The organism is Streptococcus sp. F2 (assembly GCF_056500955.1).
The window spans coordinates 71,279-97,575 of record NZ_JBWKAI010000005.1 but is presented as its reverse complement, the minus strand read 5'-3'; the positions used below and the strand labels follow the sequence as shown (position 1 = coordinate 97,575).

28 protein-coding genes and 2 pseudogenes are annotated in these 26,297 nt (G+C 40.3%); 4 read left to right on the top strand and 26 right to left on the bottom strand.

The genetic code is table 11. The features are described from left to right. Nucleotides 1–245: pseudogene (locus ACYTR8_RS03175) on the top strand (hypothetical protein); the annotation flags it as partial. On the opposite strand, the gene ACYTR8_RS03170 reads toward ACYTR8_RS03175, so the two are convergent. Both ACYTR8_RS03170 and ACYTR8_RS03165 read right to left on the bottom strand, forming a co-directional pair. Further along, complete coding sequence (locus ACYTR8_RS03170) at nt 184–873, bottom strand: MFS transporter (protein ID WP_479641657.1); 690 nt, start codon at nt 871–873, stop codon at nt 184–186. The pseudogene ACYTR8_RS03175 and the gene ACYTR8_RS03170 overlap by 62 nt on opposite strands. Further along, nucleotides 874–1,488, bottom strand: a pseudogene (locus ACYTR8_RS03165) (MFS transporter). A 222-nt stretch (nt 1,489–1,710) separates the two neighbouring features. Between ACYTR8_RS03165 and ACYTR8_RS03160 the strand changes: the two are divergent. The 3 genes from ACYTR8_RS03160 to ACYTR8_RS03150 all read left to right on the top strand — a co-directional run bounded on the left by ACYTR8_RS03160 (nt 1,711) and on the right by ACYTR8_RS03150 (nt 3,200). Beyond that, nucleotides 1,711–1,977, top strand: coding sequence for an isochorismatase family protein (locus tag ACYTR8_RS03160; protein WP_269760017.1), 267 nt, complete (start codon nt 1,711–1,713; stop codon nt 1,975–1,977). Continuing rightward, nucleotides 1,974–2,273, top strand: a complete 300-nt coding sequence (locus tag ACYTR8_RS03155) for an isochorismatase family protein (protein WP_479641656.1) — start codon at nt 1,974–1,976, stop codon at nt 2,271–2,273. The genes ACYTR8_RS03160 and ACYTR8_RS03155 overlap by 4 nt, the downstream gene beginning before the upstream one ends. A 96-nt stretch (nt 2,274–2,369) precedes the next feature. Further along, a complete protein-coding gene (locus tag ACYTR8_RS03150) occupies nt 2,370–3,200 on the top strand; it encodes a MurR/RpiR family transcriptional regulator (RefSeq protein ID WP_111717615.1) in 831 nt (276 codons plus the stop codon). Between the two features lie 116 nt (nt 3,201–3,316). On the opposite strand, the gene ACYTR8_RS03145 is transcribed toward ACYTR8_RS03150, so the two are convergent. The 24 genes from ACYTR8_RS03145 to ACYTR8_RS03030 all read right to left on the bottom strand — a co-directional run bounded on the left by ACYTR8_RS03145 (nt 3,317) and on the right by ACYTR8_RS03030 (nt 26,250). Beyond that, a complete protein-coding gene (locus ACYTR8_RS03145) occupies nt 3,317–4,204 on the bottom strand; it encodes an ROK family protein (RefSeq protein ID WP_111717963.1) in 888 nt (295 codons plus the stop codon). 20 nt (nt 4,205–4,224) lie between these two features. Continuing rightward, nucleotides 4,225–5,142, bottom strand: coding sequence for a dihydrodipicolinate synthase family protein (locus ACYTR8_RS03140; protein WP_479641655.1), 918 nt, complete (start codon nt 5,140–5,142; stop codon nt 4,225–4,227). 11 nt (nt 5,143–5,153) lie between these two features. Then, nucleotides 5,154–5,816 carry a DUF624 domain-containing protein gene (locus tag ACYTR8_RS03135; RefSeq protein WP_479641654.1) on the bottom strand — a complete coding sequence of 221 codons (663 nt, stop codon included), beginning with the start codon at nt 5,814–5,816 and terminating at the stop codon, nt 5,154–5,156. A 43-nt stretch (nt 5,817–5,859) separates the two neighbouring features. Then, nucleotides 5,860–6,315 (bottom strand): NanQ anomerase/TabA/YiaL family protein, encoded by a 456-nt coding sequence (locus ACYTR8_RS03130; RefSeq protein ID WP_111717618.1) that lies wholly within the window; start codon nt 6,313–6,315, stop codon nt 5,860–5,862. A gap of 19 nt (nt 6,316–6,334) precedes the next feature. Continuing rightward, complete coding sequence (locus tag ACYTR8_RS03125; protein WP_111717619.1) at nt 6,335–7,165, bottom strand: carbohydrate ABC transporter permease; 831 nt, start codon at nt 7,163–7,165, stop codon at nt 6,335–6,337. A gap of 12 nt (nt 7,166–7,177) precedes the next feature. After that, nucleotides 7,178–8,065, bottom strand: a complete 888-nt coding sequence (locus tag ACYTR8_RS03120; protein ID WP_003052879.1) for a carbohydrate ABC transporter permease — start codon at nt 8,063–8,065, stop codon at nt 7,178–7,180. 102 nt (nt 8,066–8,167) lie between these two features. Further along, entirely contained in the window at nt 8,168–9,487 is a 1,320-nt protein-coding gene (locus tag ACYTR8_RS03115) for an ABC transporter substrate-binding protein (protein ID WP_138126561.1), read from the bottom strand. Nucleotides 9,488–9,535: 48 nt separating this feature from the next. Continuing rightward, nucleotides 9,536–10,240 (bottom strand): N-acetylmannosamine-6-phosphate 2-epimerase, encoded by a 705-nt coding sequence (locus tag ACYTR8_RS03110; protein ID WP_111717621.1) that lies wholly within the window; start codon nt 10,238–10,240, stop codon nt 9,536–9,538. Between the two features lie 329 nt (nt 10,241–10,569). Continuing rightward, entirely contained in the window at nt 10,570–10,704 is a 135-nt protein-coding gene (gene rpmH / locus ACYTR8_RS03105) for a 50S ribosomal protein L34 (RefSeq protein ID WP_002885866.1), read from the bottom strand. 312 nt (nt 10,705–11,016) lie between these two features. Further along, entirely contained in the window at nt 11,017–11,931 is a 915-nt protein-coding gene (gene jag / locus ACYTR8_RS03100; RefSeq protein ID WP_479641653.1) for an RNA-binding cell elongation regulator Jag/EloR, read from the bottom strand. 11 nt (nt 11,932–11,942) lie between these two features. After that, nucleotides 11,943–12,770, bottom strand: a complete 828-nt coding sequence (locus ACYTR8_RS03095; protein WP_111679436.1) for a YidC/Oxa1 family membrane protein insertase — start codon at nt 12,768–12,770, stop codon at nt 11,943–11,945. Beyond that, on the bottom strand, nt 12,736–13,095 hold the full coding sequence (rnpA, locus tag ACYTR8_RS03090; RefSeq protein WP_003056083.1) for a ribonuclease P protein component: 360 nt from the start codon (nt 13,093–13,095) through the stop codon (nt 12,736–12,738). The genes ACYTR8_RS03095 and rnpA overlap by 35 nt, the downstream gene beginning before the upstream one ends. A 543-nt stretch (nt 13,096–13,638) precedes the next feature. Continuing rightward, entirely contained in the window at nt 13,639–14,379 is a 741-nt protein-coding gene (locus tag ACYTR8_RS03085) for a LytR/AlgR family response regulator transcription factor (RefSeq protein WP_111717625.1), read from the bottom strand. Nucleotides 14,380–14,382: 3 nt separating this feature from the next. Further along, nucleotides 14,383–15,666: a sensor histidine kinase gene (locus ACYTR8_RS03080; protein ID WP_111717626.1), complete on the bottom strand. Its 1,284-nt coding sequence runs from the start codon at nt 15,664–15,666 to the stop codon at nt 14,383–14,385. Next, entirely contained in the window at nt 15,667–17,010 is a 1,344-nt protein-coding gene (locus ACYTR8_RS03075; RefSeq protein WP_479641652.1) for a sensor histidine kinase, read from the bottom strand. 614 nt (nt 17,011–17,624) lie between these two features. Continuing rightward, nucleotides 17,625–19,073 (bottom strand): glutamate--tRNA ligase, encoded by a 1,449-nt coding sequence (gene gltX, locus ACYTR8_RS03070; RefSeq protein WP_111717628.1) that lies wholly within the window; start codon nt 19,071–19,073, stop codon nt 17,625–17,627. A 132-nt stretch (nt 19,074–19,205) separates the two neighbouring features. After that, complete coding sequence (locus tag ACYTR8_RS03065) at nt 19,206–20,474, bottom strand: MFS transporter (RefSeq protein WP_269761091.1); 1,269 nt, start codon at nt 20,472–20,474, stop codon at nt 19,206–19,208. Between the two features lie 95 nt (nt 20,475–20,569). Further along, complete coding sequence (locus ACYTR8_RS03060) at nt 20,570–21,271, bottom strand: hypothetical protein (RefSeq protein ID WP_479641651.1); 702 nt, start codon at nt 21,269–21,271, stop codon at nt 20,570–20,572. Between the two features lie 3 nt (nt 21,272–21,274). Next, nucleotides 21,275–21,721 (bottom strand): LytTR family DNA-binding domain-containing protein, encoded by a 447-nt coding sequence (locus tag ACYTR8_RS03055; protein WP_003053367.1) that lies wholly within the window; start codon nt 21,719–21,721, stop codon nt 21,275–21,277. 228 nt (nt 21,722–21,949) lie between these two features. Then, nucleotides 21,950–22,666 (bottom strand): TIGR00266 family protein, encoded by a 717-nt coding sequence (locus tag ACYTR8_RS03050; protein ID WP_129556332.1) that lies wholly within the window; start codon nt 22,664–22,666, stop codon nt 21,950–21,952. A 135-nt stretch (nt 22,667–22,801) separates the two neighbouring features. Next, the gene (locus ACYTR8_RS03045) at nt 22,802–23,296 is read right to left on the bottom strand and encodes a beta-class carbonic anhydrase (protein ID WP_443597544.1); all 495 of its coding nucleotides are present in this window, start codon (nt 23,294–23,296) and stop codon (nt 22,802–22,804) included. A gap of 188 nt (nt 23,297–23,484) precedes the next feature. Then, nucleotides 23,485–24,846 (bottom strand): DNA repair protein RadA, encoded by a 1,362-nt coding sequence (radA, locus tag ACYTR8_RS03040; protein WP_443597556.1) that lies wholly within the window; start codon nt 24,844–24,846, stop codon nt 23,485–23,487. 82 nt (nt 24,847–24,928) lie between these two features. Beyond that, nucleotides 24,929–25,375, bottom strand: coding sequence for a dUTP diphosphatase (locus tag ACYTR8_RS03035; protein WP_479641650.1), 447 nt, complete (start codon nt 25,373–25,375; stop codon nt 24,929–24,931). 107 nt (nt 25,376–25,482) lie between these two features. Then, complete coding sequence (locus ACYTR8_RS03030; protein ID WP_269761093.1) at nt 25,483–26,250, bottom strand: epoxyqueuosine reductase QueH; 768 nt, start codon at nt 26,248–26,250, stop codon at nt 25,483–25,485. Between the last annotated feature and the right edge of the window lie 47 nt (nt 26,251–26,297).

Sequence of the window (26,297 nt, the reverse complement as noted above, 5' to 3'; positions counted from 1 at the left end):
TGGCATGCTTAAATCTCAAAAAACTGGTCAAAAGGATGGCGGGAGAGCCTTTTTATTTTGTTCAGATGAGGTGGTTTAAGCACGGAAACAGCCATTTTTATCTAAAAACACTAAAAAAGACAAACACCAAATCGATGTTTGTCTTCAATCTGAAAAAGCCTCCAAAGAGGCTTTTTGAAACCATTAGTGCTTTCGAGGGAGACTCAAAGCTAAGAAAAGCCCAAGGAAGGCAAGTCCTGCAATAGCTTGATAGGTAAATTGAAAGCCCTGTTCTAAACTTGCTTTTGTCCCCATAAGACTGACAAAAATCGCTGTCCCAATGGCCGCAAAGAGTTGTCGTGTAGCACTGTTCATAGCACTGCCATGAGGGATTAAAGAGAGAGGTAAAGCATTCATGGCACTGGTCGTTAACGGGGTTAAAATCAAAGCATTTCCTGTCATAAGCATCGAAAACAAGAAGCTAATGGTCAAGGAAGTAGATTGGGCATCTAGACGTGATAAGAACAAACTACTAACCACAATCAGGAGCATTCCCAGCACCGCAAAAGGCTTTCCACCTATTTTATCAAAAAGACGGCCTGTAATAGGACCTAATATCCCCATTAAAAGTCCTCCAGGCAGGAGTAATAAGCCGCTTTGCAAGGCAGTCAACCCTCTAATATTTTGAATGTAAATGGGCATCAAGGTCATTGAGGCGTTGAAAATCATAAACATAACCATAATAATTAAACAAGCCTGAACAAAAGCTTTCGCCCGTAACACGCTGGTATTTAACACTGGAGTTGGTAACTGTTTTTGCCTTTTGAAATAAACAGTGAGAGCAACAAATGAAGCTATTAAAAGAAGAACAATCGTCGGGTTAGTAAATCCCATTCAACTTGCTTTGCTAAAGCCATACAAAAGTCCTCCGAAGGCAAAGGTTGATAATACCACTGAAAGGAGGTCTAAATCTGCTGGTCCAGTAGTTGTCACATTTTTCACTACTGCGATGCTAATAACGATATTAATCAGCATAGCTACCAAAACAATCACAAAGATAGCCTGCCATGAGTAATAACTCAAAATCCATCCTGATAAGGTAGGCCCTATAGCTGGTGAAAAGCCAGTTACCAAGCCAAAAATCCCCATGACTGCCCCACTTTCTTCAAGTGGAAAAGCTACCAATAGTACTACTTGTATCAATGGAATCAAAATCCCTGCTCCAATAGCTTGTACGGCTCGACCCAGCTAAAGCAGCCAAAAGTAAGGTGCCACAAGACATAATAAGGTGCCCAAAATAAAAAGACCTATGGCTGTCAAATAGAGACTCTTACTGGAAAAACGGGTTGTGTAATAGGCTGATATGGGAATCATGATGTCGTTAACCAACATAAAAATCGTGGTAAGCCATTGTGCGCTATCAATAGAAAGATTGAAAGACGTCATGATGCCAGGAAGTGCCGTTGTTAGTAACGTTTGATTTAACAAAGCAATAAATGCTCCTAACATCATCACCATCACTGTCGCATAACGTTGTGCTTTACTTAATTCCATAACGAGCCCCTCCGTAACATTTTACTTGAAAAGAAAACAAGTTTCATTTACAATACTCTTAACATATATCACTATATAGTGTTATGTCAATTCTTTTGCCTCAATAACTGTTTGTGGGTAATCAGTACTCTTTTCACTATAAAAAGATATCACGAAAATAGAAATGAAGATCAACTTATGATTGATTTTAAAAAAACAGCCCTCGTCCTCATCGACCTACAAAAAGGCATTTTAGAAATGCCTACAGCACCTCATTCTCAAGACACGATTATGTCAAATGCTAAAGCCATGGTCGATCTTTTCCGTCAAGAGGGAGCATTTATTACCTTTGTCGCGTTAAATTTCACGATGGGAAAGATAAACTCAATCCTAACGCCATGGTTCAACTTCCTGGAAAAAGACCTGAAGCTGCCTTCTCTGATTTTGCTGATGAACTCGGAGTGACCGAGACAGACTATGTGGTAAACAAACGTGGTTTCAGTGCTTTCTTTGGTACTGACTTAGATTTACAGCTACGTCGCCGTGGCATTGACACCATTGTTTTAGGGGAAATTTCTACCCATGCAGGCGTGGATACAACAGCTCGTGACGCCTATCAATACGGCTATGACCAATACTTCCTAACTGACATGATGGGAGCTGCCAGAGCTGACCTACATGAATTTCCTATTAAGAATCTCTTCCCTCTGATAGGACAAACAGTGACGACTCAAGAATTCTTGGAGTCAGTAAAAGTCTAATCAAACGCTATGCGATTGAAAAGAATTGTTCATCATCCTTTTCTAATCTATGTTATACTAGTAGGTAATTAGTCCTTTAAGGAGTGTACCTGTATCATGTCTAAAAACCACCGACTTATTACCAAAATCGAAGCCGCCTTGGATCATATGACCAGTTTGGAGAAGAGCATCGCACAATTTTTCATCACCACTGATTTAACTCCAGAGGAATTAACAGCCTCCCAAATGACGAAACGGTTACATGTCTCTCAGGCTGCCCTGACTCGTTTTGCTAAGAAATGTGGTTTCACTGGTTACCGTGCTTTTGCTTTTGACTATATTCATGGTTTACAAGAAGCTCAAGATACCTTTCAGTCGATAAGTCTGGAATTAACCAAGAGAGTCTTGATGGACTATGATGCTTTGATTAACAAGACTTATGATTTGGTTGATGAAGACAAGTTATTGCGTCTAGCTAGCTTGATAGATCGGTCTGAACGCGTTTATTTTTTTGGAAAAGGGTCCTCTGGTCTTGTTGCGCAGGAAATGAAGCTGCGCTTTATGCGACTTGGCTTTATCTGTGATGCTTATTCCGATACCGATGGCTTTACTTGGGCTAATAGCCTGGTCAATGACAACTGCCTTGTTTTTGGTTTTTCATTATCTGGTAAAACACGTTCGGTCATTAAAGCCTTGCACCAAGCCAGCCAACGTGGTGCGAAGACTATTTTATTAACCACAGCTACTGATATGGACTTCGGTGATATCTTTGATGTAATTCATGTCTCATCAACCCATCAATTGAATTATGGGAATCGCGTGTCACCACAATTTCCTCTCCTTATTATGATGGATGTCATCTACGCTTACGTATCAGCCATTGACAAACCGCATAAGGATAAAATTTTTAAAGATACAATTATTATCGAAGACAACAAACACCTTTAGGCAAAGACTAAACCTAAAGGTGTTTGTTTATAGAACAGAGACTGAAATAAACGGTGACACTTGTCTTTGGTCACCAAACAGTTAAGAGAATAGAGAAAGCGTTAACCTTCCAATCTTTACCTTTCCTGTTTCTGCCTAAAATGATAGTAAGCCCCAAAAATGCCAGCATTATTTCCATGACTAGCAAATTGCAGTTGGGTATTCTCCGCAAGGCTAGGAACCAAGTAGCTGTCAAGGGCTGTCTTTAATTTATCAGCTAAATAGTCTTGTTGTGCCATGATCCCTCCACCAAGCACCACCACATTTGGATTAACCACATAGCAAATATTGGCAATGCCCTGCCCTAAATAATCCACCTGTCTATCAATGGCAGTGATGCAAACCTCATCCCCTGCCTTAGCTTGGTCAAAAATACGACGGCCATCCCATTGGCTGATGTCATCACCATAAGCTTCTGCTACGTCTTGAACAAGGGCTGTCGTAGACGCTAGATCTTGAAATTCCCCATCTGATAAGTGAAGGTAACCAACCTCACAAGCTGCATAACCGCTACCATGGAAAACTTGGGAATTAAGCAATAAACAACCCCCAATCCCCGTTCCGATGGTCAGGCAAAGAGCCACAGGATAATCCTTGGCACTACCGGATATAGCTTCGGCTAGACCAGCACAGTTAACATCGTTTTCCACTTCACAGGGTAGCCCGAAAGTCTCTTCAATTTCCTTTTTAAACTGGGTTCCAGCATAGTTAGGAATCTGGGGGCCAGCATAAAAGATTTCTCCCTTATCAGGATTAACCATTCCTGCAGAAGAGATAGCCACTCCAGCCAAAGCCACTTGTTCTTGATAGGTCTTTACCAAGCCCTTGACCTTCTCCAAAATAGAGGGACCACCTTTATAAGCCTCAGTAGCCATTTCCTCTTTTTTCAACAGGTCTCCTGTTTCGGAAATTAAGCCATACTTGATAGCAGTACCACCAATATCAATTGCTAAATAGTATTTCATCTCCTTTACCCCCTCGCGTTTTAACAAAAGGTTTCCTTAGCTTGACTAATAAGGGCAGCGGCCCGTTGGCAAATGACCATGTCTTCCTCAACTAACTCAGATAATGGGGAACGAACAGATCCAATATCAAGGCCTTCATTAATACGAAGAACTTCCTTAATTACCCCATACATATTGCCATGAGCAGAAACAAGGACACCAATAATCTCATTAATAGTATATTGGAGGGCCTTGGCCTTTTCTAAATCCTTGTCAGCAATAAGTTGGTTCATCCTTAAAAATAATTCTGGCATAGCCCCGTAGGTGCCACCAATGCCTGCAGCAGCACCCATCAAGCGCCCTCCTAGAAATTGTTCATCCGGGCCATTAAAAACAATATGGTCGTCCCCACCAATCGCACAGAAGGTTTGAATATCCTGCACTGGCATGGATGAATTTTTAACCCCAATCACGCGCTTATTAGCCAACATAGTCTTATAAAGGCTTGGCGTCAAGGCAACCCCTGCCAGTTGAGGAATATTATAGATGATAAAATCTGTGTGAGGAGCTGCCGCTGAAATAGCATTCCAATAATCAGCAACTGAATATTCTGGTAACCGGAAATAAATAGGCGGAATAGCTGCAATGGCATCCACGCCCAAACGTTCTGAATGAGCTGCCAATTCAATACTATCTTTAGTGTTATTGCAGGCAACGTGACTAATAATCGTCAGCTTGCCCTTAGCGACTGCCATGACATTTTCTAACACCAATTGACGGTCAGCAACGCTCTGGTAAATACACTCTCCAGAAGAGCCATTAATGTAAAGCCCCTGAACCCCTTTGTCAATATAGTACTGGGTCAAGGCACGCACACGCTCAGGGCTGATGTTACCCTGGTCATCGTAACAAGCGTAAAAGGCAGGAATAATGCCTTGGTATTTCGTAAGATCTGTCATAGTAATGTCCTTTATTCAATGTCATTATTAAGTGGGAATCGCCTAAGAAGAGATTCCATGATAATCAAGTAGAGGTAAGTTAGGCTACTGATGCCGATGATAGTTAGCAAAGACATGCCTCCAAATAACGTTAACAGAGACAATTGTAGGCTAAATATCGTGAGACAAATAAAAGCCAAGAAAGCAAAACTCCATGGAAAAAAGAGTCCGGCTAGTAAAAAGCTTCGCTTAAACAGCGTAGATAGGGAAAGGTCTCTTTTGACGGCCTGAGGATAAGCGTACAAAAAGAGTATAACCACCAGAAATAAAACAGCAATGCAAAGTACTTTAAATCCTTGAAAAACTAGGCCTGATTGGTTTCGAATTAAGAAAACATCTAAGAGACAAATACTCATTATCCCAAGTTCAATAAGACCAAGGCGCAGCCCACTTTTAAAATAATATTTAAAATGAGAACTATAAGTAGTAACAAGCTGACTAACTTGACCTTCTCGCCAATCCAACAAACTCGCATACAAAGCCATTTTAGCAACCCCAATTGTCAGAAGAGGAAGGCAGGACAAGACAAATAAGAGATTAAACACGAGCAAATCAAATAGTGCTGCGCTAGCCCTCATCCATTTACTATCAAGATTAAAAAGAGAATGTAAAAGTCCCTGTTTTTTCGACGTCACACCATCACTTCCTTTCCCTCAATTGGGTCACTGCCAAATCAACCTAATCTGCCATTAACACTTTGATTAAGCATTTTGTAACTGCTTCCCTTGCTTGGTTAAAATTATTGGGTTGGTGAGGCTCATTAGGAAAAAAGTAAGCAAAGCTATCATCAACCAAATCTAGGTCATAGGTTCGATCACAGGTTACAAAGCCAATATCAGCTTCTTGTTCAAAAGGCACTGCTTCAGCTTGATTACCTATACCATAACGAATGCACTCATTCCCAGCTAGCAAAAGGTGGCAATCTGCATACCGTTTGTGGTATTCCAACAATGAATTGTCCGCTTTACTCAATTGATTTCTTTGAATAACTGCAAATACTTTCTCCCCTAAAATAGGATATTTCCCTTCAGCTAGTTGCCTCAAATCTGTGGTTTGTAAAAAGGTAATCGCCGCATCCAAATGAGGGTGAATCCCTCGGTAACGGCTAATATTTTTTAAACGATCATAAAACATGTTAGAAACCTTTCTTGATTTAACCTTTCACAGCACCCATAGTAATGCCTTGGGTAAATGATTTTTGGAAGACAAGAAAGACTGTTACAATAGGCACTGCAGCCATGGCAGCCCCTGCCATAATTAAGCCATAATTAGTAGCCATTTCAGCTTGCATAGTGGCAACACCAAGTGAAATCGTTAAATTTTCCCGAGATGTTAACATCACCAACTGCATAAAATAATCATTCCAAGTATTGATAAAGGTAAAAATCGCTAGTGCTGCAAAGCCTGGTTTGACAATAGGGAAAGCCACATTGAAAAAGGTGCGAATCTCGCCACAACCATCAATCTTGGCGGATTCCAATAACTCGGTTGGAATATTTTCTGAGAACTGTTTCATGAGGAAAACGCCAAATGGCCACCCCACAAGAGGCAAAATAACAGCTGCCAAGGTGTCATGGATTCCCATAAAATTAACAATCCGCACAAGAGGTACTAGAACAACCTGTTTTGGCAAGGCCATGGCAGCAATAAAAATCGAAAACAAAATCCGCTGTCCATAAAACCGCTTTTTGGCCAAAGCATAGCCTGCCAACGAGGAGGTTCCGCAAACCAAAAACATGGTCACCACCGAAATAAAGACACTGTTCCACAACCATTTTAAGGCTGGATTTTGAATGACCAAGGCCTTAAAATTTTCAATAGTAGGTACCTTTGGCCACCATTGCGGTGGAATCATAATGGTATCGGCTTGAGCCTTAAATGCTCCTGTCATAATCCAATAAAATGGGAAAATAAACAAAATGGTCAAGATGCATAGAATAACAGTAGTCAGAATATCCGATGCGGTTAGTTTCTTTTTCTTCATCTTAATATCCTCCTAATATTCCACATCATTGCCTAAAATTTTAAATTGAGCAAAGCTGATGATTGCAATCATGACTGCCAAGAATACACCCATTGTGTTGGCATAGCCGTATTCAGAGAGCTTAAAGGCTTTTTCATACAAATAGTACATGAGAGTGCTGGTTGAATAATTTGGCCCTCCAGACGTCAAGAGTTGAATCAAAGCAAAACATTGGAAGGAATTAATTGTTGTTATGACAGCAATATATAAGGTTGTTGGCAGGAGACTTGGCCACTTGATATTCCAAAACACCTGAAATTCCGTCGCCCCATCCACACGTGCAGCTTCTACCAAAGAGTTATCAATATTTCCCATAGCTGCAATATATAGAATAATAGGCTGCCCAACAGATGTGGTTAATAAAATAACAATAATAGCTAACAAAGCCCAGTGCTTATCTCCCAGCCAACTAATATTTTGTTCAATCACATGAGCATATTTTAAGACATAATTCAAAATCCCTGACATCGGATCATAAATCCATTTCCAAACCACCGTTACGGCAACACTTCCGGTAACAACAGGTAGAAAGAAAACTGCCCGATAAAACGAACGTGCCACCACATTTTTGTCATAAGTCTTAGCAGCCACAAAGAGAGAAAAGAAAACCACAACTGGTACTGAGCCAATTACGATAATCAACGTATTGATAAGAGATTTCATAAAGATAGGATCTTGAAACATCCTAGCATAATTGGCAAAACCAACAAAGGTAAACTCTGTCATGGAATAATTGAAAAAGCTCGTCACAAAGCCCATAATCATCGGTATCAAGACAAAAATCACAAAGAAAACCAAGACCGGAGCTAAGAAAGCGTATGAGATGAGCGTCTCTCGCATTTTTAATTTATTGACGTTCACTTGAAATACCTCTTTTTTCTGTTCAACTTTTCTAAAAAGAAAAGCTTCTTTCCAGTGACCATTTGACATGTGCATTGAAAAGAAGCCACTTGTTAGGAACACTTATTGTGTTTTTTTGATTGTCTTGTTTGCTTTTTCAGTGAAGGCTTTCAAGGCATCTTCTGGTTTTTCATCACCATTAGATACAGCTTGAACCATTGGGAACCAAAGGGTTCTCATTTCCGCAAACCCATCAATCGTGTTGTAGTATGGTGAGTAGAAACTTGTCCATTCAGCAATTTTTTCCATTCGTTTGTCTTTGTAAAGATCCCCGTAAGAAGTTCTCACAGGAAAGGCACCTGTACGGACAACATTTTTAGGTCCCCATTCTTTATCATCAGCGATAAATTGGATAAATTTCTTAGAGGCAGCGACTTTTTGATCATCTTTGTTATTAAAGACCGCAAAACCATTTACCAAATATTCTAACTCAGGCTTGCCATCTTCTGATGGGAATGGGATTTCAAGGTAATCAACTTTACTAGCTTCCAATAATTTAGCTTGGATGCCTGGCTGTGCAGGCGCCCAAAGAATGGTAAAGGAAGTTTGGCCATTCGCAAAGTTTTGAATATCAGCTGAACCGTCGTATTGAGAGCCATTCATCATTAAACCATCTTTAATCCAATTGGAAATCTTGGTCATGGCTTTAATAGAGTTTGCATCATCTGTGGTGTATTTACTTACTTTATCATCGGTAATATGACTGCTATAAAGGTTAGCAAAGAAGGCGCGCGGTCCTTGGTCACCACCTTGACCATTAGCAAAGAAAGAACCTGGGTTATATCCTTTGTCCTTCAATGCTTTCAAGACTTTTTCAAAATCGTCAGTTGTCCAACCTTCTTTCACAAGGTCAAGGACGCCAGCATCTTTGAGCATTTTTTTATTCAACGCCATGTAGAATGGAGCAGAGCTGATAGGATACATGTAGGCTGTATCTCCTGCTTTTGAGGCTTGAATCAATTTGTCATTGTTAACATCTTTGGTAAATTCTTCGGTAAACAAGTCATTCAAGTCAGCTAATTTCCCATTTTTACCATATTGAATGATACGGCCTGGAGCATCAAAGAGGACATCAGGAGCTGTTCCAGCTTCAATAGCAGTTGTGATTTTCTCAGGGCCAGATGTAAAATCAATGGTTTCCAATTTTACCTTGATTTCTGGATTAGCTTTCTCAAAGGCAGCAATCAACTTCTTTTCATAAGTTCCCACACCATCTTCAGCTTTTTCTTGCGTAAAGACTGGGAAAGCCCACCATGTGATTTCTGTTTTAGCAGCATCAGATTTACTTGCACTGGCCTCTTTCTGGCTATTTCCGCCACAAGCTGCTAGTCCTAAAACAGATGCACCAAGCATCGCTAATGAAGCAAACTTCTTCATATTCATCGTAAAATCTCCTTTTTTTGATGTGTGTTTCTATTTTGACAACCACTATTAGGATTTGAGCGCTTCGATAAAACGCTCTGCAATTTCCTTAGGCCTTGTGATGGCCCCTCCAACAACAATACCTGCCACCCCTAAGTCATTAATTTTCTTGGCTTCTTCTGGGGAATGAATCTTCCCTTCGGCAATGACAGCAACACCTTCTTTGCAAAGGGCTTCTATCAATGCCACATCAGGACCTGCTTCCTGACGGCTATACGGGGTGTAGCCTGACAGAGTGGTTCCAACAAAATCAATGCCAGCCTGATGGGCCACTAGTCCTTCATCAAGGGTACTAATATCAGCCATCAAGAGTTGATTGGGGTATTTTTTCTTAACTTGTCGAATAAAACTGGCAATGTCCAAGCCATCATGACGGTCACGCTTGGTACAATCCATAGCAATCACTGCAATATTTAAGGCTGCTAATTGATCCACTTCGGCCATCGTTGCCGTAATAAAAGGCTCTTGCGGCGGGTAATCTTTTTTGATGATACCGATAATTGGTAGGTCTGTTATGGCTTGAATTTCTTTAATATCCCTAACGGAATTGGCTCTGATGCCGACAGCACCAGCTTCTTGAGCAGCTTTTGCCATCAGTGGCATAACGCCCCCAGTCTCTGAATAGAGAGGCTCACCTGGCAAAGCCTGACAAGAAACAATAATCCCACCCTTTAACTGCTCCATGAGCTTTTCTTTGGTTGGTTTATCAGGCATAATGTCTACTCCTTGTGCTTCTTAGTTTTAATAAAGAGAACGTTCACAAATTTATTATAACAAGAAATAAAGCGTTTTCAACACTTGTTAGACGTTTAGAAACTACTTTCATTTTTAGCTTAAATTTCTCTTTTTTTGAATTTGCTTTCAGATAAGAAAAAGCTATTGGTAAGGCTGCTAGTGATTACAGAGCATCCACTACTTTCTTTTCTAATGAACGGTTGCCAGAAGACCGTTTTATAGCGATTATTTTCAAGGACACTTTGACAAACCACAAAAAACCAAGAGCCTCGAGCACTCTTGGTTTACTTTAGTTGTATTTTTTGCAATTAAGCTGATAATACTTTACGTCCTTTACGACGACGTGCAGCAAGCACGCGACGTCCGTTTTTAGTTGACATACGGTGACGGAATCCGTGTTTACGTTGACGACGGATTTTACTTGGTTGATAAGTACGTTTCACAGTGAATACCTCCTCATAGATTTTGTATTCGTTTAGCCGGCTATTTGTGATATCAGTTACTAAACATACTATAATATTCTATCTTAAAGAGGGTCTGCTGTCAAGATTTATTTTCGTTTTTCAACAGTTTCTCTCATTTAAGAAATCGCTCATTTCATAAAGTGTCTCTTCTCTGACACTGTTCTTGTACCTTACCATTGAAACCTTATCAGTAGCAACCATAATCAACGAGATCAGTAAAACAATCGCTTAAGCTGGTCATACAAAAAATCTTCGATAGTTGAACTAACTACCGAAGATTCTTTTTAGGATCTAACGTTGAAGACTGACTACCACATAACGGTTAGGATCATTGCCTTCAGAATAACTTTCAACCCCTTCAATGGTTGAAACGGTTTTATGAACGATTTTACGCTCACTGTTACTCATAGGATCCATGGTGTAGTCCTGGCCAGATTCCAACACACGCTTCGCAATCTTTTGCGTAAAGTCAATCAGGGTTTCTGTTCGATGTTCCACATAATCATGGACATTCAAAGACACTGAGAAATTCTTTGAATAGCGGTCGTGCAAGAAATTTTGAGCTAACAACTGCAAGGATTTCAAAACCTTACCATGGTAACCAATCACACGTCCCGCCTCTGGTGTTTCGATTTGCAAATTGATTTGGCGACGGTTGTTACTTGTTTCAACGGTGGCTTCGATATCCATTTCATAGATGATTTTAGTCACATAATCGGACACTTCCTGAGCAGCTTTTTCAATATCTTTGCTTAAACCATCGTCACCAGCATCTTGGGGCACTGCTGATTCTTCGACTGGGCTTGAGGGTTGTTCTACTTCTGTTTCAGTGTCTGTCTCAGCAAGATTTGCAGGGGGTTGCACTGGACTTTCTTCAGGCATGAGAGGAACCACTTTAGTATCTTCTGCTTCTAACTCTTGAGCGGCTTTCATTTCTTCAAGTTCTACATCAGCAGGATTAACCACGGGAGCATTTTGACGATTAATATCCTCTGGAACACCTCGAGTGGCTTTTTTATCAGCCTTATAAACCGTCTTGTCGCTGATACCTTCAATATCAACTTGGGCTGGCTTTTTACCGAACCCGAGGAAACCTTTTTTCTCTTTTGAAATGACTTTGATATGCGCTTTAAGGCGTGATAAGCCTAACTCTTGAAGTCCTGTTTCGATAGCCTCTTCGACTGTTTTTCCTGTAAATAATACCATAACCTAAACTCCTATTTTCTCTTCATTGCTTTTTTACGAGCACGACGTTCACGAAGACGGCGTTCTTTTTCTTCATTAGCAAGACGTTGTCTTTCCGCAATAATCTTAAAAGGATTGTTTAATAACAGTAGTTGTACCACTTGAAAGGCATTGGAGACCGTCCAATAGAGCACGACCCCGCTGGCCAAGGTGAAGCCCATGAAAAAGATCATTAGCGGCATCACATAAATCATAATAGTCATCATGATGTTTTTTTCTCTAGCCGCGAGGTTGGTTAACCACGTTGATAAGAATGTAAAGAGAGCCGCTAAAACTGGCAAAATATACAAATGGTCATGCTGTGCCAGTTCCACCCACAAGAAGGTCCCTGTTTTCAAGAAAGGTACCCGTGTCAATGCTTGGAATAGGGCAATCATGACTGGCATTTGAATCAAGAGGGGCATGAGGCTAGCATAAGGGTTGACCCCATATTTTTTGTAAAGGGCTTGACTTTCTTCAGCTAACTTCATCCGCGTTTCTGTGTCTTTCCCAGCGTACTTCTTTTGCAATTCTCTAAGTTCAGGCTGGATGTCTTGCATCTTCTGACTTGATTTGATTTGCATGTTGAACAAAGGCATGAGCAAGAGACGAATGATGAGGGTAAAAAGAATAATCCCAACCCCAATGGACCCATCAAAGGAGAGCCATTGAATCGCTCTGGCAAAAAGATAGACCAACTGGTCCCAACCACTGGTCGACTGGGCGGTTACTTCGCCACGGCCACAAGCCGCTAATAATAGAACTAAAGGTGCTAAACCTGCAATTTTAATGTTTTTCTTCACTCTCAAAACCTTCCTCAAGCAATTGCGCTAACTTTAAAACATGATGTAAATTTTGTTGAAGCTCATGGTAATCCAAAGTTTCTACTCCCTTGCGGGCAATTACCACAAAATCTTCTGATTTGAGCTGATTTCCTAAGGCCATAAGAACATGACGAATCTTCCGTTTCACAGCATTTCGTGTGACGGCATTTCCTAATTTTTTACCAGCTGAAATCCCTACTCGGAAGTGTTTTTGATCTTTTGCTAAATGATAAATGACAAATTTTCGATTTGCCGTGCTTTTGCCAGCCTTAAAAATGGCTTGGAAATCTTTCTCACGCTTGACACGATAGGTCTTCTTCAAAACTTAACTCCATAATCTAAATTATTACCATTATACCACATCCCCTAAAAAATTAAAAAGCCCTAACCCTTTCAGATTAAGCCTCTTTCTGTACTATTTCTAGTTTTTGTGCTTCAACTGCCTTTTGTCACTCCATCTTTTCGTAGTCTAGTTCTCCTTTTGACAAAGGAATAACCTTCAGAAAACAACCATAAAAAGTCAGAATCCACAAGACGTCAGCTACTTGTCCCTGTATTTAGCTATCAAAAAACCCGGCAAGCCGGGCTTTGATACTGATTTTATAATCAGTTAATGTGATATCCAAACAAAGACAACTGAAATAATCATGTCGTCTATTAGGCTGTCATATCAAAAATACTATTTGTTTATGGAGAGAGAGAGAAAACAATATTTTGATTGAATTGGGGATTGACCACCTGATAGACCGATGATTTCGTAGATCTTTATTTACATTAGCTATTATAACGAAAAATAGCCTGATAAGGTCATCATTTCCTGAAATGTTGGTTTTTTGTCCTAAAATGTCAGTTATTAGGATTATTTTTAATGTAAGGCTTCCCATTTTTCAAAAAGGCATTTCATTTTTAAGCGTGAGACCATACAGGAATCCCCATTATCGAAATAGAGGAGCTGTTTGGATTTATCAATACGCACAACCTTATCTAGATTAACCAAGTAAGATCTATGGCATAAGAAAAGCTTTGGAGCCACAGCTTGTATCTCAGATAAATTGCCATAAAACTCCAGTCTCTCCGTCTGAGTCCACAAACACACCTTGTGGGGTGTCGTAGCAGTAGCAAAATAAAGGATATCTTTGTAAGGTAATTTCAACCTTGTCTGAGGGGTCTCAAATAAAAACATGTCTTCTGATTCACGGCTAGACATCATCTCATAGGTATAGCGGATACATTCTTCAATCTGATCCCTAAATTGTTGTTTATCAACTGCTTTGTCAATAAAATCTAAGGCAGACACTTTGTATTTAAAAGAAATAGGAGCAAATTCAGAATGTGTGGTAACAAACACAATGACCGCATTGGGGTCTTTTTGTCGAATATCTGCTGCCAATTCAAGCCCTCGGCGATCCTCATCACCAATCTCAATGTCTAAAAAATATAGCTGGTGATCGCCTCTTTCTTGAATGCTTTCAAATAATTTATGAGGATTGGCAAACACTTCTAGCTGATTACAAGGGATTTTAGCTTCTTCCAAGACGTCTGCCACTACAGATTCAATACGTGTCTGTTGGATAAAATCATCTTCAAGAATAAAAATATTCATCATAGCTTATCTCATTTCTAACAATTGCCTCAAGCGGTAGTGATCACTTTTACTTGAAAGCGTGATTTGGGGATGACCATCTAATATTTCGAAAAAGCGTGGAAGACTCTTTTGACGGTCATCAAAAAGACTTACCATATCCACACGATTCGTTTTTGTACTATTCTCAATAATAAAGAATTGTTTCCCATCTTGTTTAAAATAGGCAATCGATAAAAAGGGTCTTCTACTACCTTTTGCTGTCTCAATAGCGTTGTCTACTAGTCCAGTAAACAGTACAATAAGGTCTAGGAGTTTTATCGGTAAATCATCTATCACATCGGGAATTTCAATATAAAGATCAATGCCATAATGCTGCGCTTCAAGCAGTTTAGAATTCATGACACTACGTACTACTGCTTCTTTGATATTGTCTAACGACGACATTTCATAGCCCGGCCGTCTCAGAGAGGTAGCTGATTGCTGAACAACGGTCTCATAAACTTGAGTAATACTTTCGATATCGCCACTATCAATACTATCTTTGAGACTGATTAAGATATTTTCTGAATCATGCTTAACTGTTCTGATATCACGGTAAAGTTGTTCAATCGACTGATTATAATTCTCTAAGTAGGCAATACGCTCATTCTGGGCTTGGGCTAACTTTTGTGATAACTGGTCCTTGGCAAAACGGTCTAACTTCACAATAATCCATATGAGAATAGCCAAATAGATAAAAATCAAAATAGAGCGGTAACGGAAATATAATCCTAAAAACTCACTCTGGACCTTCACCAAAAAATGCACAAAGAAATAATAGGAAAACATGGTGGTATTCATCCAAAAAACCCACTTTTTCATTTTATCTTCGCTGATAAACCTTAGCAGGCTAAGATCAATGCTAAAAATATAGCTGAAGAGGTAAAACATGGGAAGGATCAGCAAATAACACAGTTCGAGAAGCCTAAGGTCACTATTGATTTGACGAATGCTAAATCCTAGCACAGCAGGCAAAAAGAAGGAACCAATCACCCGAAAAAGCAATTCAACAATCATAATGGCAAAGAAGCCATTGAAAATGTGTTCAGATAGTTTTTTCTGAGGGGCAAATAATAAGCTGACACCGATAAAGAAAAGTTGATCAATCAAGATGACATTATCAAAAAGGACATTTGCCACAATAAAGATAGCCCCTGTCACACATAAGGGTTTCCACTTAAGCTTAATCCCAGAGGACTTTGAAAAAATGATCCAACTATCTATAAAGATGGTGGTATAGAAGAAAAACATACTATGTATAAAAATCATCTAACTACCCTCCACCTTTGGAATTGTCAACGTTTGACTAAATTGATGATGATAACTCTGAGTTCGCAAGCCAAGTTGAGGGTATTTTTGGATAATCCGTTGAGCATTAGCGAGACCGATCCCACGACCTGATCCTTTAGAAGAGTAACCCTCTTCAAAAACTTTGGTAATGTTCACTTTTTCCTTGGTGCTATTAGTGACCGCAAAGACCTGCTGATCATCCAATAAAAAGTAAGCAATGGACATCCGAGGAACTTTAGCCTCTAAAGCTGCTTCGATGGCATTATCACAAAAGATAGACATCAACAGCAACAAATCTAACTCTGGGAGATAGGTCGCTTCAATCTTATCAGGGACCTCCACATTAAGGGCAATACCAGATTTTTCGGCACTGATAATCTTCGCTGACAGTAGACTTTTAATGGATGACATCCCAATTTTTCCTAACTTGGAAATATTATAATGTTTATCATCCCAATAGTCGTTAGCGTCATGGACGGTTGAAGTATACACTTCTTGGATATGGCTCACTGATCGTGTTTGAATGGCTTTGCCTAAGCTTTCCAAACAGTTCAAATAATCACTCTGAAAAACCCTAACATCCCGATAGAGTTTTTCCAGATGTTTGCCATAAGTTTCCAGATTAGCCACATAAGCCTGTTGCTCTTTTTTCAACTCGTTTTTGAGGTACTCCTTGGATTTGTGATTAAAATAAGACAGTAGATAGACCAAAAGAAGCATGAATATTAAAAAGAGCAATTTATAGGAAGTTGGCATGACCATAGAATGCTTAAAATGTAAAAAAGGATCAGTAAATCCTAAAATCATAAAAATATCAATATAGTAAGCCACAATAAAGATTAATAAAATTTTATAGAAGTTACGAGATCTGACGGAGTGGTCCGTTTGGAAGATAATTTTATAATCTTTCCCCACAAGGTAGTTAATGACGGCAAAACTCGGAAATATCATGGCATACGCTAAAAAATCTACCACAATATGACTAAAGTAAAGGTCATTAGATAGAAAAATGTAAGGAATAATGATCATCACAATGAAGCGGGATAATAAATCAATAAAGACGCCGGGCGCAAAAGCGAGGAAAAGCGACTTTAGAGAAAACACTTGGTGATTTGCCTGCCTCAAGATTATTAAAAATAAAAGAGGGTCAATCAATAAAGGCGAGAGGTATGGAAATTGATTAAAAAACAAAGCTATCGCCAAGACAAATAATTGTTTCCAAGCTGGTAATGTAATATCAGATAAGAAGGAAAAAATTGAGATTTCGGTCAAGTAATAGATGATAATAGATACAAATAAAAAAATATAATCGCTACTGGCCATTTTTCCTCCTTTCTAACTTTATTATTTTAGCATATTTTCAAACGTTGGCTATAATACTATTTGATTACAATTCTTTAATCAAACTCACCTAAAAAACGTCAAAAAAATATTGTACACTAATTAAGCTCTAAAAACCATCTCCTGATGTCAAAACTGAGCATCTTTTTTCAAGCAACTAGCTTACGACCAGCCTGATAACCCAAATTTTCTGGTTAGACGGTAATAAATACTATATTGGAAACAGACACAAAAAACTGAGAAGTTTCCACCTCAGTCCCAGGTTGTAGACAATGTACCTCTAAGAGAATTTGTTTACAATATCATCCAAAAATAGTATCACTGTTTGCCTTGTATTGGTCATAGACGAGCGAAGCGAGCCCAAACTCAATACTTTACGCCGTAGCAAAAACGCCAGAAACATAACGTTTCTGGCGTTCGGAGATTCTGAGACCTAGGCTCAACATCTAGGTATGAAATCCCTTAGGGAGTTGCTACCGTCCGTGTTAGCTAAGTCAATTATCATAAATAATAATAACTTTGACGAAATCAGACTTTCTCCTCAGTCCTTCCATGCCTTAGGCCTTGTCAGAATAGATAAGACTTATGACAGGTTTTTAAAGCATCTTGTTAATATGTTCGATAGATTTGTCACGACCTAGCAAATAGATTGTATTTGGTAATTCAGGGCCATGCATTTCACCAGAAACAGCAATACGAATTGGCATAAAGAGGTTTTTACCCTTGATTCCTGTTTCTTTTTGAACAGCCTTAATTTGTGGGAAAATGTTTTCTGGTTTAAAGTCTTCATCTGACATAGCTTCCAATTTTTCCTTGAAAGCTTGCAAGACTGTCGGAACAGTTTCACCTGCCATGACTTCTTTTTCAGCTTCTGTCAATTCTGGGAAGTCTGAGAAGAAAAGATCGGTCAGTGGAATAATCTCATCTGCAGATTTTAACTGTGGTTTGTATAATTCTACTAGCTTCTCAGCTTTTTCAGTCAAACGGCCTGCTTCTTCAAGGAAAGGTTTGCAGAGGGCATAAACTGTTTCAAAATCCGCATTTTTTAAGTACTCATTGCTCATCCAATCCATTTTCTTCTGATCAAAGGCAGCTGGCGACTTGCTGAGGCGATTTTCATCAAAAAGGTCAATTAACTGCTCACGAGAGAAGATTTCCTCTTCTCCGCCAGGATTCCAACCCAAAAGTGCAATAAAGTTAAAGACAGCTTCAGGCATATAACCTTTTTTGCGGTAATCTTCGATAAATTGAAGAGTATTGGTGTCGCGTTTGGATAATTTTTTCCCTGTTTCAGAATTGATGATAAGGGTCATGTGACCAAAGGCTGGCGCTTCCCAACCTAGGGCTTCATACACCATCAATTGTTTTGGCGTATTGGCAATATGGTCATCCCCACGGATGACATGTGAAATTTGCATGTCATGGTCATCTACAACAACCGCAAAGTTGTAAGTTGGGTAACCATCTTTTTTCTGAATGACCCAGTCACCACCGATATTGCCACCTTCAAACTCAATATCGCCTTTAACCATGTCCGTCCATTTGTAAATACCAGCTTCATTAACAGCTAAACGAACGGTTGGAACAATTCCTGCCGCTTCACGCTCGGCAATGTAAGCTGCTTTTTGCTCTTCTGTCATGCCAAGAAATTCATTGATGTAGCGTGGTGTCTCACCCGCTGCTTCTTGGCGCTCACGCTCGGCTGCCAATTCGTCTTCAGTCACGTAAGACTTGTAGGCCTTGCCTTCTGCCAATAATTGATCAATGTATTTTTGGTAGAGATCTAGACGTTCTGACTGGCGGTATTGCTCATGGGTTTCTGGGCTTTCATCCCAGTCCACACCAAGCCATTTTAAGTTTTCTAATTGCGAACGCTCACCGTCTTCCACATGACGTTTACGGTCGGTATCTTCAATACGAATGATAAACGTACCGCCATGATGACGTGCATAAAGGTAGTTAAAGAGCGCTGTACGCGCATTTCCGATGTGTAGTAATCCCGTTGGACTTGGTGCGTAACGCACACGAATTGGTTTTGTTGACATGTGAGTCTCCTGTAACATTTTCAAAATTCAATCGTTTCTATTATAGCACTAATTAGCCAAAAAAGGGAGGGGATTTCTCTTTTTCAAATCATAGCTGTTCTCTCTACCCAGAATCCGTCAGGAATTATCTTGTTAGACCACATCTTGAGGAGAACTAACAGGTGCTAGCTGGCGGTTCTTATACACATAAGCAATGAGTAAAACACTCAACCCCATAAATAGCATGCTAATCCAGTCTAATGGAACTAACACCACAAGCCCTGATACCAAAAGACGTGATAGGACAGCGCCAAACTGAACATAGGTTCCAATTCCAGACCCGATCATGGCAAGCCTCTCTTCGGGTAAAGTATTCATGATAATAGCATTTAATTTAGGATTAATCATCCCAGAAATAATGGTTGTTAAGACAAGGCTACAGTAAAGGCCATAAATAAAGTGAAGAAGGAGACTAATAAAAATAAAAGGAGTCGTGAGGGTAATCAGTTTAACCAAGAAAAGTAGACGTGTCTCTTTAAACACTGTCATGGCTAAAAAGCCACCTAAAATTGTCCCTGCAATACTAAAGGTTGATAAAAGCGCCAATGTGGTAACAGGATTGATGACCAGCATCGATTTGTCCTGACTAATGAGAGCTGCGACAAGCAGTGAAATAACTGTAAACAAAGCATTGAGAAAAGGGGCCACTACTAAACATTTACTAATATCAGGATATTTGATGCATTCCTTAGCTGCAATTACCATATTGCACCATAAATCTTTGATGACATGTGTTTCTTTTTTCTGATCTACCAGGATTGGACGTTCCTTAACTAAAGCGTCTAAGGATGGTGCTAAGAATACCATAAAACAAGCACAGATTCCAAAGGTAGCCGCATTCACAAATGCTAAACTTCTAAAACTAAACACAGTAACCAAAACAGCGCCAAGAGTCTGGAAACCAATAGAAAAGAGAGACCGAGCTGTCTGGCGAAAAGCGAAACTATTTGCACGGTCCTCATTGGACACAATACGAAGACTTAGAGGGGTGTAAAGTCCATCCTCGTATTGTCCTGCCAGATCAGATAAGACATTGATGAAAGCCACCACCACAACAACCCAGAGGCTTGGTTGAAAACCAATAATAATACCGACTATCACATAGAGTCCTACTCGAAAAAGTAAGGTCTGGAGGATTGTTTTAACCTTATGAACCGTTTTATCCGCCCAATATCCCATAATAAAACCTGTCAAGTAGGGCAATGCCTCTGAAAGACCAACAATCGAAATACCTAGCTTGGCATCAGGGAGCTGCAAGACGTAAGCCATTAAAGCCAAATAGTACATCACATCTCCAAAACTGGACAGCATATCACTGGCGAATACAGCCATAAAGAGCTTATTAGTCAATAGTTTTTTCATGAGGTCTCCTTTATTTAATTTGCGGAATTTTCAGACGAATTAACTGTTAAGAAAAAGAGCAGAAAACTGGTCGTCTATTCTGCTCTATGAATGGCCTAAAGGTAATGAATCTCCATACTTGAAAAAACCAAATCAGCATCGATAACCAAGACTTTTTCCGTTTCTGGTGCTGTAGGAGCTTGATTAACCGAGCTGAAAACATGATCCCCCACAACCTCTACTCGCCAATGACGCGGAAGATAAATGGTTACGGATGAAAAGACGGCATCAACAGTGTAAGTAGCCTGTTCTCCCTCTATTTCAGCACCATCAAAGTAGACCGTTGCACTTCCAAACAAAACTTCTACAGAATCATTTGAAAAATGATTGTCATTAATGTAACGGCTAAAACTGCCAAAAGCCTTGCTCATGCCTTTATTAAGATGTTTAACCATCTTATTATTTTCAAAGGATGTCTGGTTATTATAATATGAAAAGACGGAGTTGCCATAGCGAGAAAGGTTAGTACCTTTGAAAATCAAGATCAACCCTAAACCAACTAAAATCGTCACCAGCATCAATAACCAGCTGGTGATATTAACCCAATGGAATATATCGTTTAACTGGGCAAAACTACAAATAGCCAATACTGTTCCTAAAATAAAATGACGTTTAGCAAGTTGGCTAACGGCCCCAAAGGTCAAAAAAGCAATCCAGACAACAGTCCAAATAGGTAACTGGGCGAGGCCCAACTGTTCTTTGAAAAGCAAGAACCCTGCTAATAAAATCAATCCAATTCCTAATAATGTGCGTTTCATACGTTACCTCATTTCTCTAAGCTTCTCTTTCAATAGTTGATAATAGTGGCGTGACACATGGACCTGTTTATGAGTCTCGTAAAAACAAATACGGCTCGTCCCTGAGAAAGATTTTTCCAAGGCATAAATGCAGCTTGTATTGACAATAGTCGCCTTAGCCACACGACAGAAAGTCGTCGGAAGATAAGCCTCTAATTCATATAATTTGAGTTTGACCTCATAGGCATTGTCTTTTGTATGGCCAAAAATTTTAGACCCATCTGTCTCAAAGAAGAGAATATCGGAAAGAGCTAAAAAATATTCATTGTTACCCTTGTAAAAAATCAGGGGTTGGCGCTCCAGTTGGAGAAGCGCCTGCTGAAGTTGAAGAACCTGCTCTGTGACCTGCGCTGCTTTAATGTTGATTTCAATATCCTCACAGGACGCATCTAATTCAATCACAATCTTCACTGGGCACCTCCCTTCCCTGTCCTAAGAAACATTTAATCTAGTCGTCACCTTTGTTACTCTATTATAACAAGCTTTGACCTGAATACAAGAGCATTTAAGTAAGTGGTCTATTTTTCGACCTAAGTGGTTTAAACCAAGCACTAAAACAGCGCAGACACTTGCTACTGTGGATCTATGGCATTGCTTACCCCCCTTATCAATCAAAAAAGCCCCAGAAGGGCTTATCTATCAGGTATGACTAACGGAAGGTAAAAAAGGTTTCAACATAGTCGTAAAGTGTTCAAGGTTTAAACTTTGCACATAGATATCACCAGTACCTTTGAATGTATTCACAATGCCTTCGCCTGTGCCAAAGGATTGTAAGAGGCCATTTTCTAGGTGAATGTTATAGTCCAATTCTTGGCTCCAAGCCACAACATGAGCGTTATCAATCGTAAGACTGTCTTCAAGCAAACTTATTTTTTTGATGGAACCAAAGGCGTTGGCTAACAGCGTTCCCTCACCTTGTGTTGACATCACAAATAAGCCGCCTTGACCACCCAAAAGGGCCTTGCCAATGGACTGGCGTTTCATCACGTAATGCGCCGACCCATCCATGGCCAAGAAGGCACCATCATTCAAACAGTATTGATTAATTCCTAGTTCTAAGGAGATTACTTGACCCGGCATCGAAGGAGCTAGAGCGAGTTTGCCATGTTCATCTTTGGCAACTGCCTTTGTCACAAACATCGATTCTCCAGAAACCATGGAGCGTCCAATGGCACCGACTAGTTTCCCAAACCCAGAGCCACGACCGTTCAAACTTGTTTGCAAAGTAACCGACGGTGTGTGGTATACCATACTTCCTTGTTGGAGAAAGATAGAATCTCCTGCTTCTAAATCAATTTCCACAAGAGGAAATTGCATATTGCTATCAATCTGATATGTCATACGGTTATCTGCCATCGCCGTCTCCTTTGTATGAGTTTATTCATACAAAAAGTATATCGTTTTTTTGAAATGCTGTCCACTCCTTACCTAATGGTTCTCACCTTTTTCCACCAGCAAAACAGGCACAGCACTTTAGAAAGCCAAGCTTATTTACTCCACAGGTGTCATGCGTCCAGTGTCCACATCGTAGATAGCTCCATTGATCACCACATCATCAGGAATCAAAGGAGACTGACGCAAAATAGCCATGTCTTCTCTGACACTTGCCTCCACGTCTGTAAAAGGCAGAAAATCTCTATCGCCTACCTCAAAGCCTAAGCTATCTCGAAGCTGCCTCGCAAAACCTTCATTAGTAAAGGTTTGCGCCCCACAGTCTGTATGATGCAAAACTACAATTTCGCGCGTTCCCATTTGCTGCTGAGAAATAACCAGCGACCGAATCATATCCTCTGTCACACGCCCACCCGCATTCCGTAAAATATGGGCATCTCCAAGGGCGAGGCCTAAGGCTTGTGCCACGTGCAACCGCGAATCCATACAAGTCACTATGGCCACTCGCGTTTTAGGTTTTAGAGGTAAATGCGCTGTTCCATGCAAAGCTACATAAGCTTCGTTAGCTGATAAAAAATGGTCAAAGTAAGACATGCCTAAACTCCTTTTGCAAAATAGCAGAGCTATTTTAGATAGTAGTCTGCCTATCTTAACATCTTTTAGTAGAAATAGCTGAATTAACCACTTAGACGGCTGATATCGTTCGGAAAGTTTTAAAAAACAAATGATTTGGATACTTTCTTGACGAAGTTCCTCCTCACTTGCTCTTACTTTCTAATCTTTTAGCCAAAAACGGCCTTTAAAACCTGACCAACTGTTGTCACACCCACCACTTCAATACCATTAGGAATACTGATGCCCTGCAGAGCATTTTTAGGGACGTAAATTTTAGTAAAACCAAGCTTGGCTGCTTCATTAATTCGTTGTTCGATACGGGTCACCCGCCGAATCTCACCAGTCAACCCAATCTCTCCTAAGAAGGCTTCTTGAGGGTTGGTTGGTTTTTCTTTATAACTGGATGCGATGGCTACGGCTACAGCTAAATCAATAGCAGGTTCGTCTAGCTTGACACCACCAGCCGATTTGAGGTAGGCATCTTGATTTTGCAAGAGAAGCCCACAGCGTTTTTCTAAGACTGCCATGATTAGGCTTACGCGATTGAAATCAAGTCCCGTAGTGGTTCGTCTAGCATTACCAAAAACGGTTGGGGTTACCAAAGATTGGACTTCCGCTAAAATTGGACGACTACCCTCCATGGTCACCACAATGGCGGAGCCTGTAGCACCATCTAATCGTTCTTCAAGAAAAACTTGGCTTGGGTTTAAGACCTCAACGAGTCCAGCTGATTGCATTTCAAAAATACCGATCTCGTTGGTAGAGCCAAAACGGTTTTTCACCGCCCGCAAGATGCGAAAAGTATGATGCCTTTCCCCTTCAAAGTAGAGAACGGTATCCACCATATGTTCTAACATGCGGGGACCAGCCAAGGTTCCTTCCTTGGTAACATGTCCTACAATAAAGGTTGCAATGTTGTTAGTCTTTGCAAGTTGCATCAATTCGGCAGTGACTTCTCTCACCTGACTCACTGATCCTTGAACACCTGTAATATCAGGACTCATAATGGTTTGGATAGAATCAATAATCAAGAAATCTGGATTTAAGTTTTCAATCTCTGTACGAATGGCCTGCATATTGGTTTCAGCATAGAGGTAAAATTCATTGTCAATATCTCCCAGGCGCTCACTCCGCAGTTTAATCTGCTCTGTTGATTCTTCCCCAGAAACATACAGAACAGTTCCCTTATTAGCTAGCTGGGTGGATACTTGCAAGAGCAGGGTGGACTTCCCAATACCTGGATCCCCACCAATTAAAATCAAGCTCCCCGGAACGACACCGCCACCAAGGACACGGTTAAACTCTGCCATATCGGTCTGTGTCCGATGATAGCTGATATTGTCCACATCTTTTAATTTAACGGGCTTACTTTTCTCACCTGTCAAACTGACACGAGCATTTTTAACCTCTTTGACCTCAACTTCTTCCACAAAGGAAGACCAGGCCGAGCAGTTTGGGCAACGCCCTAAATATTTGGGTGACTGATACCCACATTCTTGACAAATGAAGGTTGCTTTTTTCTTTGCTATGGTACTCTCCCCCTTGATAAAATCAGCAAGCTAGTCCTGTTGCATTCAGTAACAGGAACCTATTGGCTATAACACAACTGTCTTATTTTCCTGTAGAACCAAAACCACCTGTTCGTTCACCGCTGGCTTGATCACCATCAGCAATCAAGAAAGGCATGAAAACACCTTGGACAATGCGCTCACCAACTGCCAGTGTAACCGGCTGGTCTGTAATGTTTTGCATCTGCGCAAAAATATGCCCTTCATTAGCGTCATTGCCATAGTAATCCCCATCAATCACCCCAACGGAGTTAATTAAAACCAACCCTTTTTTCCGAGGATTTGACGAACGGTCATAGAGGTAAAGTACCTCGCCATCTTGCATATAGGCTTTAACACCTGTTGGCACCAACTTAATCTCTCCTGGTGCAATGGTTACGCCCTCAGCAACAGACAAGTCATAACCAGCTGCATGCGCTGTCTCACGTTTTGGTAATAGGTCCTTGTTGGTAAAGCCTGATACAAGCTCAAACCCACGAATCTTAGTCATCTTTTTCATATCCTTTCAAGTCAATCATATCCTCTTATTATAGAATATTCGCAAAAGAATAGCAAAAAAGCGATCACTTTTGAAGGGACCACTTTTTAAGTCTGCTATCACATCTCTTCCCCGCGATAACTAAAGCGGATGTGGGGGAAATCATTATCCAAATCCTTGTCTGCCATAAAAGCTTTGGCATCTTTTTTCACTTGAACCAAGTCAATGCCCTGCATTTTGGCAGCGTAGACACAGCCACAATAGCATTGGCGGTAAATATCATACTCCTCACACATTTCAACTGATCTGCGATAACCGTTGTTTTTCTTGAAATCACTTGGCAGGTATTTGGTGGTGTAAACCTTTTGCACATCGATGCCCACATCATTAATGGTTTGCGAATTTTTATGAGGACTGATGGTTAGGGCACTGGCAAAGTAGTCAAAACCAAGTTCCACTGCTTTTTGAGCGGTCTTGTCTAGTCGGTAATCAAAACAGACACGGCAACGGTCCCCACCTTCTGGTTCCTCTTCTAAGCCTCGCACTTGTCGAACATACTCATTGGGGACATAGTCCGCTTCGAGAAACTGAACAGTATTGCCTGTTTTAGTGTTGAACTCAGAGACAAACTGTTGTGTCACATAAGCTCTGCGATGGTATTCGTCCTTAGGGTGAATATTAGAATTGGCAAAGTAAACCGTAATGTCAGCAAACTGCGTCAGGTATTCTAGAGTGTAAGTGGAGCAAGGGGCACAGCAGACGTGCATTAAAATACTGGGACGCACGGATTCTTTCGCCCAAGCCTTGGTCATTTGCTGCATGACCCTGTCATAATTTATCTTTTGATTGGGATTCATGTTAGCGAGAATCTCTTGTAAATCAATCATTGTTGCTACTTTCTAGTTGTTTTTTCTCTTGCTTGCTATTATACCAT

Excerpts from the sequence above, each read along its gene's own strand:
- ACYTR8_RS03170 (WP_479641657.1), bottom strand. The coding sequence starts at position 873 with ATGGGATTTACTAACCCGACGATTGTTCTTCTTTTAATAGCTTCATTT.
- ACYTR8_RS03160 (WP_269760017.1), top strand. The coding sequence starts at position 1,711 with ATGATTGATTTTAAAAAAACAGCCCTCGTCCTCATCGACCTACAAAAA.
- ACYTR8_RS03150 (WP_111717615.1), top strand. The coding sequence starts at position 2,370 with ATGTCTAAAAACCACCGACTTATTACCAAAATCGAAGCCGCCTTGGAT.
- ACYTR8_RS03145 (WP_111717963.1), bottom strand. The coding sequence starts at position 4,204 with ATGAAATACTATTTAGCAATTGATATTGGTGGTACTGCTATCAAGTAT.
- ACYTR8_RS03140 (WP_479641655.1), bottom strand. The coding sequence starts at position 5,142 with ATGACAGATCTTACGAAATACCAAGGCATTATTCCTGCCTTTTACGCT.
- ACYTR8_RS03130 (WP_111717618.1), bottom strand. The coding sequence starts at position 6,315 with ATGTTTTATGATCGTTTAAAAAATATTAGCCGTTACCGAGGGATTCAC.
- ACYTR8_RS03125 (WP_111717619.1), bottom strand. The coding sequence starts at position 7,165 with ATGAAGAAAAAGAAACTAACCGCATCGGATATTCTGACTACTGTTATT.
- ACYTR8_RS03115 (WP_138126561.1), bottom strand. The coding sequence starts at position 9,487 with ATGAATATGAAGAAGTTTGCTTCATTAGCGATGCTTGGTGCATCTGTT.
- ACYTR8_RS03110 (WP_111717621.1), bottom strand. The coding sequence starts at position 10,240 with ATGCCTGATAAACCAACCAAAGAAAAGCTCATGGAGCAGTTAAAGGGT.
- jag (WP_479641653.1), bottom strand. The coding sequence starts at position 11,931 with ATGGTATTATTTACAGGAAAAACAGTCGAAGAGGCTATCGAAACAGGA.
- ACYTR8_RS03085 (WP_111717625.1), bottom strand. The coding sequence starts at position 14,379 with ATGATGAATATTTTTATTCTTGAAGATGATTTTATCCAACAGACACGT.
- ACYTR8_RS03080 (WP_111717626.1), bottom strand. The coding sequence starts at position 15,666 with ATGATTTTTATACATAGTATGTTTTTCTTCTATACCACCATCTTTATA.
- ACYTR8_RS03075 (WP_479641652.1), bottom strand. The coding sequence starts at position 17,010 with ATGGCCAGTAGCGATTATATTTTTTTATTTGTATCTATTATCATCTAT.
- gltX (WP_111717628.1), bottom strand. The coding sequence starts at position 19,073 with ATGTCAACAAAACCAATTCGTGTGCGTTACGCACCAAGTCCAACGGGA.
- ACYTR8_RS03065 (WP_269761091.1), bottom strand. The coding sequence starts at position 20,474 with ATGAAAAAACTATTGACTAATAAGCTCTTTATGGCTGTATTCGCCAGT.
- ACYTR8_RS03060 (WP_479641651.1), bottom strand. The coding sequence starts at position 21,271 with ATGAAACGCACATTATTAGGAATTGGATTGATTTTATTAGCAGGGTTC.
- ACYTR8_RS03050 (WP_129556332.1), bottom strand. The coding sequence starts at position 22,666 with ATGGCAGATAACCGTATGACATATCAGATTGATAGCAATATGCAATTT.
- ACYTR8_RS03045 (WP_443597544.1), bottom strand. The coding sequence starts at position 23,296 with ATGTCTTACTTTGACCATTTTTTATCAGCTAACGAAGCTTATGTAGCT.
- ACYTR8_RS03035 (WP_479641650.1), bottom strand. The coding sequence starts at position 25,375 with ATGACTAAGATTCGTGGGTTTGAGCTTGTATCAGGCTTTACCAACAAG.
- ACYTR8_RS03030 (WP_269761093.1), bottom strand. The coding sequence starts at position 26,250 with ATGATTGATTTACAAGAGATTCTCGCTAACATGAATCCCAATCAAAAG.